Origin of the sequence: Nocardia carnea NBRC 14403 (assembly GCF_000308515.1) — a bacterium.
Classification (GTDB): Bacteria; Actinomycetota; Actinomycetes; order Mycobacteriales; family Mycobacteriaceae; genus Nocardia; species Nocardia carnea.
In genome coordinates this window covers 57790-70141 of sequence record NZ_BAFV01000053.1, presented here as the reverse complement: position 1 = coordinate 70141, position 12352 = coordinate 57790, and the positions used below count along the sequence as shown (strand labels likewise).

The 12352-nt window shown below is 68.0% G+C and carries 13 protein-coding genes; 8 read left to right on the top strand and 5 right to left on the bottom strand.

The genetic code is table 11. The features are described from left to right. Positions 1-9 precede the first annotated feature (9 nt). Complete coding sequence (locus ON22_RS18830) at positions 10-624, bottom strand: TetR/AcrR family transcriptional regulator (RefSeq protein ID WP_051157799.1); 615 nt, start codon at positions 622-624, stop codon at positions 10-12. Between the two features lie 70 nt (positions 625-694). Between ON22_RS18830 and ON22_RS18825 the strand changes: the two genes are divergently transcribed. Continuing rightward, complete coding sequence (locus tag ON22_RS18825) at positions 695-1588, top strand: NADP-dependent oxidoreductase (RefSeq protein WP_033241211.1); 894 nt, start codon at positions 695-697, stop codon at positions 1586-1588. Positions 1589-1751: 163 nt separating this feature from the next. Here ON22_RS18825 and ON22_RS18820 read toward each other — a convergent pair whose 3' ends face one another. Then, a complete protein-coding gene (locus ON22_RS18820; protein ID WP_033241212.1) occupies positions 1752-2399 on the bottom strand; it encodes a cysteine hydrolase family protein in 648 nt (215 codons plus the stop codon). A 133-nt stretch (positions 2400-2532) separates the two neighbouring features. Here ON22_RS18820 and ON22_RS18815 point away from each other — a divergent pair, with 133 nt between their 5' ends. The 3 genes from ON22_RS18815 (at position 2533) to ON22_RS34730 (ending at position 5372) form a co-directional block, all read left to right on the top strand. Further along, positions 2533-3492 (top strand): GlxA family transcriptional regulator, encoded by a 960-nt coding sequence (locus tag ON22_RS18815; RefSeq protein WP_033241213.1) that lies wholly within the window; start codon positions 2533-2535, stop codon positions 3490-3492. An 88-nt stretch (positions 3493-3580) separates the two neighbouring features. Next, positions 3581-3799 carry a glycine zipper domain-containing protein gene (locus ON22_RS35780; RefSeq protein ID WP_081595683.1) on the top strand — a complete coding sequence of 73 codons (219 nt, stop codon included), beginning with the start codon at positions 3581-3583 and terminating at the stop codon, positions 3797-3799. 121 nt (positions 3800-3920) lie between these two features. Beyond that, positions 3921-5372, top strand: a complete 1452-nt coding sequence (locus tag ON22_RS34730) for a serine/threonine-protein kinase (protein WP_051157798.1) — start codon at positions 3921-3923, stop codon at positions 5370-5372. Between the two features lie 2 nt (positions 5373-5374). Here ON22_RS34730 and ON22_RS18800 read toward each other — a convergent pair whose 3' ends face one another. Next, complete coding sequence (locus tag ON22_RS18800; RefSeq protein ID WP_306306609.1) at positions 5375-6544, bottom strand: YbfB/YjiJ family MFS transporter; 1170 nt, start codon at positions 6542-6544, stop codon at positions 5375-5377. A gap of 70 nt (positions 6545-6614) precedes the next feature. On the opposite strand from ON22_RS18800, the gene ON22_RS18795 reads away from it, so the two are divergent. From ON22_RS18795 to ON22_RS18785, 3 genes are all read left to right on the top strand, one after another. Then, complete coding sequence (locus ON22_RS18795; protein ID WP_033241215.1) at positions 6615-7475, top strand: LysR family transcriptional regulator; 861 nt, start codon at positions 6615-6617, stop codon at positions 7473-7475. Between the two features lie 125 nt (positions 7476-7600). Next, on the top strand, positions 7601-8272 hold the full coding sequence (locus ON22_RS18790) for a hypothetical protein (RefSeq protein ID WP_033241216.1): 672 nt from the start codon (positions 7601-7603) through the stop codon (positions 8270-8272). A 348-nt stretch (positions 8273-8620) separates the two neighbouring features. Then, a complete protein-coding gene (locus tag ON22_RS18785) occupies positions 8621-9799 on the top strand; it encodes a methyltransferase (RefSeq protein ID WP_033242138.1) in 1179 nt (392 codons plus the stop codon). A 169-nt stretch (positions 9800-9968) separates the two neighbouring features. Here the strand turns inward: ON22_RS18785 and ON22_RS18775 are convergent, their stop codons facing one another. Both ON22_RS18775 and ON22_RS18770 read right to left on the bottom strand, forming a co-directional pair. Continuing rightward, positions 9969-10634, bottom strand: coding sequence for a hypothetical protein (locus ON22_RS18775; RefSeq protein ID WP_051157797.1), 666 nt, complete (start codon positions 10632-10634; stop codon positions 9969-9971). A 61-nt stretch (positions 10635-10695) separates the two neighbouring features. Continuing rightward, on the bottom strand, positions 10696-11283 hold the full coding sequence (locus ON22_RS18770; RefSeq protein ID WP_033241217.1) for a TIGR03086 family metal-binding protein: 588 nt from the start codon (positions 11281-11283) through the stop codon (positions 10696-10698). A gap of 63 nt (positions 11284-11346) precedes the next feature. Between ON22_RS18770 and ON22_RS18765 the strand changes: the two genes are divergently transcribed. Beyond that, on the top strand, positions 11347-12336 hold the full coding sequence (locus tag ON22_RS18765) for a helix-turn-helix transcriptional regulator (protein ID WP_033241218.1): 990 nt from the start codon (positions 11347-11349) through the stop codon (positions 12334-12336). Positions 12337-12352 lie beyond the last annotated feature (16 nt).

Sequence of the window (12352 nt, the reverse complement as noted above, 5' to 3'; positions counted from 1 at the left end):
GGGTGCCCGTCACTGCTTCTGCATCTCGCGTGGCCGAATGACTTCATCAGAGGGGCGCGTTACCTCCCAGGCTGCCTCGATCATCCGGAATATCTCGTCCACCGCGGCGTCGGGGTCGGGGGCTTCGCGGGCCAGGGAGAAGGCGTCGATTACGAACCTGGCGATTGTGCGGGCGGCCGTGGGGGTTTGGGCCAGGTCGGGGTCGGCGGCGATGGCTGTGGCCAGCGATTCCGCATGGCGTAGCCGCATCGAGCTCTCGTACTTCCGCAGGGCGGGTGTCTCGTCGATCATGAGCCAGAACGGGGCGGTGCCGTCGGCTGTGCAATGTCGTACGAGGGCGCGGATTTGGTGGCGAAGTGCCGGGATGAGCGGTTCGTGGGGGGCGCGATCGGTGACTGCTCGGGTGAGGCGCTGCTCGAAGTCTCGGTCCTGGTCGAACACCAGGGCCTCCTTCGAGGCGAAATGGGAGAACAGTGTGGTGACGGCGACGTCGGCCTCGGCGGCGATATCGCGGATGCCTACCTCGTCGTATCCGCGTTCTCGGAAGAGCCGTAGGGCGGTGTCGGCGATCTTCTGGCGGGTCGCGGCCTTCTTACGCTCGCGACGCCCGGGCGGCTCGGTCATCCGCTAACACTATCAAGGACAAAAGTGCAACGGTTACAAAACACTAACCGTTAGTGTTAATGTCGGCGGTATGAAGAAGGTGAGCTTCGCCGAGTTCGGCGGCCCGGATGTCCTGCAACTCGTCGATGCCGAGGAACCCCATGCGGGCCCGGGCCGGATACGCGTCGCCGTGCGGGCGGCAGGCGTGAATCCCATCGATTGGCGGATACGGGAAGGTCAGTTCCGGCAGACCCGTCCGGCCGAACTGCCTGCGGGGGTCGGGTTGGACGCCGCGGGGGTGGTCGACGAGGTCGGGGAGGGCGTCGAAGGAGTCGAAGTAGGTGACCACGTATTCGGCGAAGGTGCCGATACATATGCCGAATTCGCTGTGCTGTCGGCGTGGGCCCGAATGCCCGACAGGTTGTCGTTCGAAGAGGCGGCCGGCTACCCCTCGGTTGTGGAGACCGCGCTGCGCATCCTCCGGGAGGTCGGCGTGCAGCGTGGGCAAACACTGCTGGTCAGCGGTGCGTCCGGGGGAGTCGGATCGGCAGTCCTGCAGATCGCCCGCGAACGCGGGATCAGGGTGATCGGCACGGCCGGGGCCGCGAATCAGGACTATCTGCGCAGCCTGGGTGCCGTCGCCACGACCTATGGCGCGGGTTGGGTCGAACGGGTGCGACAGCACGGCCCGGTCGACGCCGCTCTGGATCTGGCCGGCTCGGGCGTGCTCGCCGACCTCGTCGAACTGGCCGGGGACCCGCAGAAGGTGATCTCCATCGCCGAATTCGGTGCGGCGGACTTCGGAGTCCGATTTTCCGGTGAGGCCGGGAATCTGTTCGATGCGCTCGCCGAAGCCGCGAGTCTCATCGCCTGGGGCAAGCTGCACATCCCGATCGAGAAGTCCTACTCGCTCGCCGACGCCGCCTCGGCCCATATCGACAGCAGGGCAGGTCACACTCGTGGGCGCCGGGTCGTCCTCGTTTGAGTGTTCCCCCGCGGTGGTGGGGTCGGCAGCGGATCACGGGATAGGTGGCCGGCGCAGGCTTGCCGTCGCCTCCGCGCGTGGCGATCGCAGCGCGCGGAGGCGGAGTCGAACCGGGTGGATCGGCAGTAAGTCATATCGATGCCGGGCGTCCGGTCCGAGACGGTCAGGAACTGGGTACGGGTGCGACGGCCGCGCTGCCTGCTATTGCCGAAGCGACCAAGTTGCTCTTGGTCAAAGGTGTTCCGGAGCGCAGGGTTTCGATCCATTCGGCCGTCGTGGCGACTGCCGCGTAGTTCGATTGCAGCAGCACCATCAGCGTCGAGTGCACAACTTCCGCCGAAACCCGCCCGGCCTCGTTGGCGAGGTGCACGGCGCCCGTGGCGTCCGAGAGGATCTCCGCGGTGAAGCCGTGCCCCTCCGCTTCCACCGCGGTGCCGAGATCGCAGTTGTTGGTCATATAGCCGACGATCGTGACGGTGTCGATCTCGCGGGCGCGCAGCCATTCCACGAGGTCGGTGCCGGCGAAGACGCTGCTGTAGTCCTTGTGCAGATGTTTGCTCGCCGTGGCGGAGCGTTCCTCGATATCGGGGTGCAGGGCCCAGCCCGGCGTCCCTTCGACGAAAACGGGTGAACCGCTGGGGCTCCGGTGCTGAACGATGATCACGGGGATGTCCTGGGCGCGGGCGGCATCCATCGCGCCGACGATATTGGCGAGCGATTCGGTGCGCGGCGGGAACTGGACCTCGAGCGGTCCCGCGAAGTATTCCTGCTGGACATCGACAACGATGAGGGCGCGGCGGGGTGTCGACATGGGGTTCTGCTCCTCGGAAGATCGGGATCGTGCGCCGGGAGGGCGTCCTGTTCGATTGTTCGCCCCCCGGCGCGAATGTGTGAGTGGCACGAATGCATACTTTCGATGAGATCAGGCCACTATGGGAGCCCGTATGCGAATCGCCGTCTTCACCTTCGACGAAATCACCATGTTCCACCTGGCCGTGCCGCTGATGGTGTTCGGCGAGGTCACCCGGCTCGGGCTCGCCACCGACTGGGAAACCCGGCTGTGGTCGTCGGACGGTGGGTCGATCCGGACGGCCGAGGGATACCCGATCGGTGATATCGCCGGTCCGGAGATCGTCGACGACGCCGATATCGTGATCGTTCCGTCCTGGTCACTACCGATTACGACGACCGGTCCCGAACTGCGCGAACAGCTCGCCGCGGCGCACGGACGCGGTGCGACGATCGCCGGTCTGTGCCTGGGAGCGTTCCCGCTCGCCGACGCGGGCCTGCTCGACGGGCGCGCGGCCGTCACCCATTGGACGGCGATGTCGCTGCTGGCCGAGCGCCGCCCCGGGGTGCGGGTGGATACCTCGGTGCTCTACATCGATCACGGTGATGTCCTCACCTCCGCAGGTACAGCGGCGGCGCTCGACGCCTGCCTGCACCTGGTCCGCACACATCTCGGCGCCGCCGCCGCGACCAGCGTGGCGCGGTCGCTGGTCGTCGCACCACACCGGGAAGGCGGGCAGGCACAGTACATCGAACGACCCCTCGCGCGCCCCGCCACCGGCAGCGCGCTGGGGGAGGTGCTGGACTGGGCCCTGGCCCGGCTGGACCAGCCGCTCACCGTCGATATGCTGGCCGAACAGGCGCGTATGAGCCGGCGCAGCTTCGTCCGGCATTTCCAGCAGACCACCGGCACGACACCGGCCCGCTGGATCCTGGAACGCCGCCTCGACGAAGCGCGGGCGCTCCTCGAAACCACCGACTGGGGAATCGAAAGCCTCGCCGCGGCCTGCGGTTTCGGCAGTGCGGTCACCTTCCGGCAGAACTTCACGGCCGCATTCGGAACCACACCCACCGCCTACCGCCGCCGGTTCACCGCCGATTCGGCCGCTCGGTGAGCATTCGACCGGGTTCGTCATCGCTTCGGTTCCGCGTCGCGACCCACCTCGATCAGCGCTCGCGAGGCCGGGACGTAGCATCGGGGGCATGGTCGGTCCTGCGAAGCGCAATGGTCCCCTGAGTGGCGGTATGGGAGCCGGGCTGGCAATCGGGTTGGCGATCGGCGTGGCCGTGGGAACCGCGCTCGGCAACCTCGCCATCGGTGCGGGGATCGGCGTCGCGATCGGGATTTCCTTCGGCCTGGCGATGAAGGGCGACTCCGACAACGCGCCGGACGATCGGGACAAACCCGAAGTCGACAGCTGACACTTTCGCTGCGCGCGGTGACCGGCACCGATAGTCTTGGCATCGAGCTGCGCCGACTCCTCGCGGCCCGACCGGAAGATCGTGATCGGGTTGCGGGGAACGCCGGAACGAAGGGGCGGATGTGGTTCTGCGCATCGGGGAAGACTTCGCGGGATACCGGATCGAAGACGAGCTCGGTCGTGGTGGTATGGGCGTGGTGTATCGCGCAGTCCACCCGCGTCTGCCGTCGAAAACCGTGGCACTCAAGGTGTTCGACGTCACGCGTGGCGGGCCCCGCGGGCTTCGGCTGTTCGGCCGGGAAGCGGACCTGGCGTGCGGGTTGGCCCATCCCAATATCGTGCGGGTTCATGACCGGGGCGATATCGGCAACGGATTGTGCTGGATGGAGATGGAATACGTCGACGGCGGCACCGTCAGCGGTGTATTGCGCCGTGAACCCACCGGATTGGATCCGCAGCGCGCCGTCGGGTTCATCGGCGACGCCGCCGCCGGAATCGACTACGCCCACCGAAACAAGGTGGTGCACCGGGATATCAAACCGTCCAACCTGCTGCTGTCCACGGTCGACGGAACCGAGCGGGTGCTGGTCGCCGATTTCGGTATCGCCCGCAGCCTCGACGACGACGCCACCGTCACCGGTGGCGGACACCGTGAATACTCGCCGCATTACGTTGCCCCGGAACGATTCCTGAGCTCGCTGCCCGATCACCGCTCCGATATCTACTCGCTCGGCGCGACGCTGTATCAACTGCTCACCGGTTCGTTTCCCTACCCGAACCGCAGCGACCGGGAACTGATCCACGCGCACCGGCACGAACCGGTCCCGGTGCCGAGCAGAATCCGCCCTGCGTTACCGGCCGCCTTCGACGATGTGATCGCCCGGGCGATGGCCAAGGACCCCGCGGACCGCTACCAGAGCTGCGAGGAACTTGCCGTTGCCGCCCGATGTGCACTGTCGGGCACCCCGCCGCCGGATCCGCCTGCGCCCGCCACCTCCGGACCGCTGCCCTCCGAACTCGCCGAATTCGACTCCGGGACGGGCACGGAGACCGTTGTTCCGGCGGAACAGCCCCCGGCCCGGCGGCCGCGATTGCGCGCCGGTATCGCGCTCGCCGCGGTGCTGCTCGCAATCGGGGGCGGATGGGCGCTGATGAACCGGGCAACACCGGAGCAGCCGACGGCTTCCGAAACCACCCCGACCCGGGCCGGCGGTGTCTTCCTCACCGCACGATGCCATTGGACCGTCCGGCATCCGATCGCCGGCGGAAGCTACCTTGAACTGCCCTCGGGCACTGCCGACACCGATGAACCGAACTGCATTCTCAACCTCGACGACCGGACGGCCGCGGTGGCTTCGGTTCAACGCGCGATAACGCTCTGTCACGACATTCCCGTGGAGGTCTCCGGCCGCTACGATTTCCCGACCAAATCCGCGATCCGCCAGTTGCAGCAGCAGGCAGCCGGGCGCGTGGACGGAATCTACGGCCCGCTGACCCGCGCGAACGTTCTGCAGTGGCCGGTGTTCCGGGAATCGGACGGGAAGTTCACGGGGTCCTGCACGCGCCTCCTCTGACTTCACTGCCGGATATGCGGGTCGCCGCGGCCTATTCGGGTGGCAGCGCGGGCCAGAGCGGCCGATAACGCGATGATCGACGCAGCCAAGGCGAACGCCGAGGTGAAGGAGGCGTCGACGAGGGGGACGACGAGTAGAGGTCCGAGGACCTGGCCGGTCGCGTAGGCGGCGGTCAGCACGGCGGCGGCGTGGGCGATACCGAGCCGGCGGGCGAGATCCAGTGTCAGCACCACGACAGCCATGAAGGTGCCGCCGAAAGCCACAGCCGCGACCACGGCGGCGGCGACGCTGTCCGATACCGCAGCCGCCGCCGTCCCTGCGGCCTGTACGAGCAGGGCCGTCACCAGGGCCGGGCCGGTACCGATTCGCCCCGACACGGCATGCCAGGCCACTGTGCTCACCGCCGCAGCGAGTCCGACGAGTATCCAGACCGATGCGCCCGCCGACGCGCTACCGGAGCCGGACACGGCGGCGACGAGGAAGGTACCGACGATGATGTAGCCGACACCCTCGGCGAAATAGGAACCCAGGAGCAGCCGCCACGCTCGCCGTGCCACCGGACCGCCGCTGCCGGTATCGGCGGAATCGACAGGGCGGGTTTCCGGGCGGATATCCAGCAGTAGAGCGGGAACCAGCAGAATCGCGGTGAGTACGGCCGACCCGATCCACAAGCCCTGCCACGATACGTGTGGCGCCGCGAACAAGGTGTAGATGCCGGTACCGGCGATACCCGCGCCGACCCCGGCGAACGCCACACCAGGTGAGGCGCCCTCGGCCCGGTGCTGTGCGACCGTAGACGCGCAGGCTATGAAGATCGCCGCACTGGCCACACCGGCGATGAAGCGCAACCCTGTCTGGGCCCAGACCTCAGCTGTCGCGGCCATCGCGACTTCGCTCGCGACCAGTAGCAGTGACCAGGTCAGGAACAGTGCGCGTGTACCGAGCCCGGGACGGCGGGCAAGAAGAAGTGCGCCCACCAGGTAGCCGGCGTAGTTCCCGGTCGCGATCAGCGCGCCCTCCCCGGCACTGATCCCCGCCGACTCGGTCATGATCGGCAGGAGCGGGGTGAAGACGAACCGGCCCACCCCCATCGCGGCGGCCAGCCCTGCTGCCGCGGCCACCCCCACCGTCCGGCCCCGCATCGGCGGAGCGGCTATCCGTATCTCGCTCACGTCCTACCACGCTACGAGTGCGCGGAAACCTCCGGAAATGCCTGCTGAGCATGAGGTATACGCTGAACGTATGGACCTGCAGGTGCGGCACCTCGCCGCATTCGTCGCGCTGTGCGAGGAAGGCACCTACACCGGTGCAGCCGCCCGGCTGCACCTCACTCAGCCGTCGCTCACCCGCATCGTGCAAGACCTCGAACGGATCCTCGGCACCGCGCTGGTCGACCGCGGGATCCGCCGCCTGGAATTGACCGACGACGGTCGCGAGTTCCGCACCCGAGCCCAGCGCATCCTGACCGACCTCACCGAACTCGAGGCCGATATGCGCGGCCGCGCCGAAGTACGCCTGGGTTTCGCCTGGCTGTTGCCTTCGGAATGGTTCGGCCGAGTGCGTGCCGCCTGGGAAGAACTCGGCGGTCACCTCGCCATCCACCGCACCGACGATCCGGTCGGCGATCTCGCCCGCGGTCAGCTCGATATCGCGCTCGTCCGCAACACCGGAAACGGGAACGACACCATCACCTGGCATCGCATCGGCACCGAACGCCGCGTGCTGGCAGTCGCCGCGGATTCACCGCTTGCCGGCCGTCCCGGCCTCCGCTGGTCCGAGCTCGCGGCCCACCCGCTGGTCGTCAATCCGCGATCCGGCACCACCACACCCGACAGCTGGGCCGACCCGCACCCCGGACGCGAGATCATCACCTGCCGCAATTTCGACGAATGGCTCGAACTGGTCAGTGCCGGCCGCGGTATCGGCGCGGTACCCGCCATCGCCGTCCACCGCGCACCCCACCCGGGCGTGATCTACCGGCAGTTGCCGGATATCCCCGATTCACCGGTCTACCTCGGCTGGCGCCGTACTCCGCGGGCTTCCCGCTCCACCCGCCGCTTCCTCGACACCGCCCTGCGCCCGGACACGGCGGTCCCTCCGTGATCCCGCGCTAACACCGTCACCCGGATATTCGATGACCCGGTATCGGGCTTTCCGGCGAGAGCCGACCGGCCGGTCGCACAGCTGACAGTGACGGTCGTATCGTCCCGAACTCGGAGGTGCGGAACATGAATTTCCGGTGGACCGTTCTCGTACTCGTTGCCGCCGTGACAGTTCTCGTGGCGCCGTCCGCGGTCGCGCAGGCGAACATCATTGCGCCTGAACAACTGCCGAACGCGCATCTGGGGTATGCAGGGTTCCAGCGCAATACCGACGCCTTCCACGAAATCGACCCGGGCCGGGTGATGTATCCCTCGGCGTGTGCACCGGCAACTGCCGACGACCAGTACTCGGCTCCCGCCGCGCACCGTGGCCGCGAATACGCTGTTACCGGATTCGCCGCAATGGGCGTCACGGGCCCCAAGGGAACCGTAGGGATCGATGTCTACGCCTACGAATCCCCGGACCGGGCCGCGAATGCCTTTCACCATCTGCGGTCATTGTTCGACCGGCAATGCCCGCTCGACCACGACTCGATCGCCTGGGAATTGTTCCGCGAATCCCCGATCACCGGCACCGGCTCCCCGTATGCGCCGGCACAGGCCTTCACGGTGACAGCCGGCAACGAAGCTCTCGGCTCACGGACCTCGGTGACGTTCGCACAGCGAGACGCCTACCTCGAGGCCGCCGGTTACCGAGTCGACCCGGGCAGCGCAGCACCTGATCCGGGCAGTTCGGCCTACATTGCGGACCGGGCGGCCCGGGCCGCGCTGGAGGCGCTCATAGAACGCACGGGCTAGGACGTCGCCACCGAAAGACATGACATCGCATCACACCGGACCCCGGTATGGGGTTCCGAGATCCGGTCCACGAATGTTCACGACCAGCGGTTGTTGCGTCGCAGCGCCCGGGTTTTCGGGGCGGCGCAGGCGGTCGAGCCGGGGATCGCAGTGCGTGCGAGGATGGGGATACACAACCGGAGGGAATCGACCGTGGTCATGGGCATGGTGCTGGGCGATCGCTACCCCGGCGCTTCGATGCGGGGTGCGTTCTACCCGGTCTGCATGCCCACCGGCGGGTAGCCCCTGCCGTACTCCTGCATCGAAGCGATGCCGGCCCGAGGCACCTTCGTTCCCCAGGAGTACGACATGACCACCATCAGCTGGACCGAGAACGGGACGACGTTGTCGGCGCGCTGGCATTCCGAGAACGCGTCCCCCGCACCTACACGCATAGTCGTCATCGACGACCGCACCACCGCGAACGCCGCGCACCGTCTTGCCAAGGCGGGGACAGGGCTGTTGTGGCGGGGTGATTTCCACAATGCCCGCCAGCTCATCCGGGCCTTGGAACGTCGCCGGCAACGGAATCCGCGTGCTGCCGTGGCGGGAAGCGACCTCGCCTCACTCTTCGACAGCCAGCGCGCTACCCGGGCGACACGTGCCGAGTTGCTCGGAAAAGTGCTGGTAATACTGGAGCCCGGATATTCCCTCGAACTGCGCCGGGCACCGGATGTTCGGTCGGCCTGCGAGCACGCCTACGGCACTGCCGTGGACGGACCGACGGCCGGTGGAGCCGAACGGATCTGTGTGTCACTACCGGAAGTGCTCGGCGTGCTGAGCGCCTACCAATGGCACCTGAGAGGTGTCGACATACCCGCGCTGGGGGCGCGCATCCACCCGGATTACGGCGTCTTCTCACCGGTCCGCGGGGAATACATCGACCTCGTCGCCCGGACCTCCTTGCCGAGCGGAGTCGAGCAGCCGCTGGTATTCGACCTCGGCACGGGCACCGGCGTGCTCGCCGCCGTCCTCGCCCGCCGCGGTGCCCGGGTGGTCGCCACCGATATCAACCCGCGTGCCGTGAACTGCGCCCGCGCGAACCTGGACCGCCTCGGCGTCGCCGCGCAGGTAATCGAGGCAGACCTGTGGCCCGATGGCCGCGCCGACCTGGTCCTATGCAACCCGCCCTGGCTTCCCGCCCGGCCGACATCGGCCCTCGAACTGGGTATCTACGACCACGACTCCGATATGCTGCGCCGCTTCCTGCGCGGACTCCAGGACCACCTCACCCCGGAGGGGGAGGGCTGGCTCATCCTGTCCGACCTCGCCGAACGCCTCGGCCTGCGAGCCCGCGACGAACTCCGCACACATATAGCCGAGGCCGGCCTCCGCATCGCGGGCCGCTACGACACCTCGCCGCAGCACCCGAAGGCCACCGACGCCGCCGACCCACTCCACGAAGCCCGGCGGCAGGAAATCACCTCACTGTGGAGGCTGGTGCCGGCTGTTGCCGCGTTGTCGCGGCCAGCGGAGCATGCCGGGTGAACTCTGTCAGCAACACCCGAGGTGGCAGTGCCGCCATGGCGCCGCCCACGGTGACCGGTGCGAGCTGAATCCGCAGCGCCCTGACTTCGACCGGGCGTTGAGTGCGAAACGACCGGGCTCCAGGACGAATATATCGCTCTGAACGAATCTCCATGCCGCTGTCGCGGTGTCAGCGGCCCGGACTCCGGGGCGGATATGGCGTCGCAGGATGCGGAGATGCCGGGTTCTGGGTAGCCGGATACTGCGGCGCCTGATGCATCGGATGCGCTACCGGATACTGCGGTGCCGGATATCGGTCTACCGGATTCGGCGGAGCAGGGTACGGCGGAGGATAGGGCATGCCATACGGCGTCGACCGAGCGGCGCGACCCGCACCGGCGGTTTGAGCTATTCCACTGACGGCGGCGGCGAATATCGCGGCCGACAGGAAGGGCTCCGTCGCCAGATGTGGCAGGCGGAAGCTGAGCATTTCCGATATCGCACTGTTGACGAACGGCGCGGCCACGGCGGCCAGTCCGGAGAGAACCGCCACCACAGTCGCTGCGACAGCCCGCGAGCCCTGGACTCGCCGCAGCACCGCGACGGTGACTCCCACCGCGACGCCCGCGCCGAGTCCGCCGAGCACCCGCCCCGCGAGCAGCATCACACCGGCAGCGGCGAACGAGGTGAGGAGCACGCCGACGACCATGACGCCGAGCGCGGGAAGGAGCGACGCTGTCGGAGAACGCCCGCCGAACAGGAACCCGAGTGCAAACGTCAACGCGGCGGCGACCAGATACGAGACGACGCCGATCAACAGGAATTCCCGAGGCAGCAAGCCGAGTTCGATCATCATGTGCGACAGCCGGCCGGTCGCGGTCGTTCGCCGTGGCCGGCGGGGCGGCCACGGCGGGCGATCAGCGGTTCGCGGGGCGGGAGCGGCCGAGGAAGGCCGCGAGTCGTTCGGTGGGGCCGGCCTGGGCGGGTGGTTCGATGCGCGGGCCGAACGGTGCGCCGGTGCCGCGGGAGGCATCGGTCAGGGCGCGGTCGGCGACGGCTTGGGCTTTGGCGACGAGACCGGGATCGGCTTCGGGATTCTGGCCGGTGGCCACCGCGAGATCCCAGCCGTGGGCGACGGTTTCCATCAGGTATCCGCCGAGTGCGAGACCACCGGGTGCTTCGCCCCAGGGGGCGGTGACCGTGCGGGTGAGGAGGGAATCGTCGGCCCATTCGTCGAGAGCGGCGGTTGCCCGTTTCAGGTAGTCCTCGCTGGGGCTGTTCTCGTCGATATCGGCACGGGCAGGCAGTGGCCGAGGGTCGGCGCCGGTGGCGGTAGCCGTGATTTTGGCCGGGTGGCAGGACAGATGCTCCAGCAGGGCACGGACATCGAATTCGGTGCAGGGGGTGGGAGCGGCCCATTGCCCGGGACGGACGCCGTTCATGAGTCCAGCGACCCACCGATGGGCCGCGGCGAGGTCTGCTCGGAAATCGGGAATCTGTGTCATGACAACCAGCCTGCGACCCCAGCGGTGACATCTCATGTCACCTTTTCCTGGAATCCTGGACGGATGCGTGCGGACCGGCTCCTCCAGATCGTCCAGTTGCTGCGCCGGCACGGGCAGATGAGTTCCGCAGAGCTGGCCCGCCGGCTGGAAGTCACCAAGCGGACGGTGCTGCGCGATATGGACGCGCTGTCGACCGCCGGTATCCCGGTCTACGCCGAGCACGGCCGCGGCGGCGGATTCGCGTTGGTGCCAGGGTTTCAACCGGATGTCGAACAGCTGACCAGCGAGGAAGCGCGGGCATTGTTCGTAGCGGGCGGCCTGGGCGCAGCGGAGGCGCTCGGCCTCGGCGGCTCGTTCAGCAATGCTTTGCGCAAGCTCGCCTCCGCACTGCCCGACCACGAGCACCGGCTGGTCGACCATGTCCGGGACCGGATCGTCCTCGACGCCGGCGGCTGGCACCGCGACCCCGATACTCTCGACGCGCTGGCCGAGGTCCAAGGCGCGGTCCTGGACGATGAGCGGATCCGCATCCGATACCAGAGCAAGGAGGCCGCCGCGCCGGGGGAGCGAACCGTCGATCCGTGGGGACTGCTCCAGGTCGGGACCACCTGGTATCTCGTCGCCACCCACCGCGGCCGCCCGCGCAGCTACCGGATATCCCGGATCAGTGCGGTCCACCGGCTGGGCGTAACCGCACACCGGCCACCGGGCCTGGACCTGCGCAAGGTGTGGGAGCAGATGCGTGACGATTTCCGCAACGTTCCCGGCACCGAGATCACGCTGCGGATCCACCGGCCGCGGTTGCCGATGGTGCTGCGATCGCTATCGGTCACCATGCTTGCCGATCCGCAACCCGCCGCCGGCGATCCGCAGGTGTTCAGCGTGCAGGTGCGCAGTATGCGTGCAGCGGCCGCCATGCTGGTGGGGTTCGGGCCCGAAGTCGAAGTGATCGCTCCCGACGCACTGCGCGGGGAAATCATCGCCATTGCGGAGCGAGCACGAGAGCATCATCGGAGCGGAGAGATGCGCGGAGGGCGTCGCAGCCATGGGTAGTCTGCGCCCGCGGTTG

Excerpts from the sequence above, each read along its gene's own strand:
- ON22_RS18830 (WP_051157799.1), bottom strand. The coding sequence starts at position 624 with ATGACCGAGCCGCCCGGGCGTCGCGAGCGTAAGAAGGCCGCGACCCGC.
- ON22_RS18825 (WP_033241211.1), top strand. The coding sequence starts at position 695 with ATGAAGAAGGTGAGCTTCGCCGAGTTCGGCGGCCCGGATGTCCTGCAA.
- ON22_RS18820 (WP_033241212.1), bottom strand. The coding sequence starts at position 2,399 with ATGTCGACACCCCGCCGCGCCCTCATCGTTGTCGATGTCCAGCAGGAA.
- ON22_RS18815 (WP_033241213.1), top strand. The coding sequence starts at position 2,533 with ATGCGAATCGCCGTCTTCACCTTCGACGAAATCACCATGTTCCACCTG.
- ON22_RS35780 (WP_081595683.1), top strand. The coding sequence starts at position 3,581 with ATGGTCGGTCCTGCGAAGCGCAATGGTCCCCTGAGTGGCGGTATGGGA.
- ON22_RS18795 (WP_033241215.1), top strand. The coding sequence starts at position 6,615 with ATGGACCTGCAGGTGCGGCACCTCGCCGCATTCGTCGCGCTGTGCGAG.
- ON22_RS18790 (WP_033241216.1), top strand. The coding sequence starts at position 7,601 with ATGAATTTCCGGTGGACCGTTCTCGTACTCGTTGCCGCCGTGACAGTT.
- ON22_RS18785 (WP_033242138.1), top strand. The coding sequence starts at position 8,621 with ATGACCACCATCAGCTGGACCGAGAACGGGACGACGTTGTCGGCGCGC.
- ON22_RS18775 (WP_051157797.1), bottom strand. The coding sequence starts at position 10,634 with ATGATGATCGAACTCGGCTTGCTGCCTCGGGAATTCCTGTTGATCGGC.
- ON22_RS18770 (WP_033241217.1), bottom strand. The coding sequence starts at position 11,283 with ATGACACAGATTCCCGATTTCCGAGCAGACCTCGCCGCGGCCCATCGG.
- ON22_RS18765 (WP_033241218.1), top strand. The coding sequence starts at position 11,347 with ATGCGTGCGGACCGGCTCCTCCAGATCGTCCAGTTGCTGCGCCGGCAC.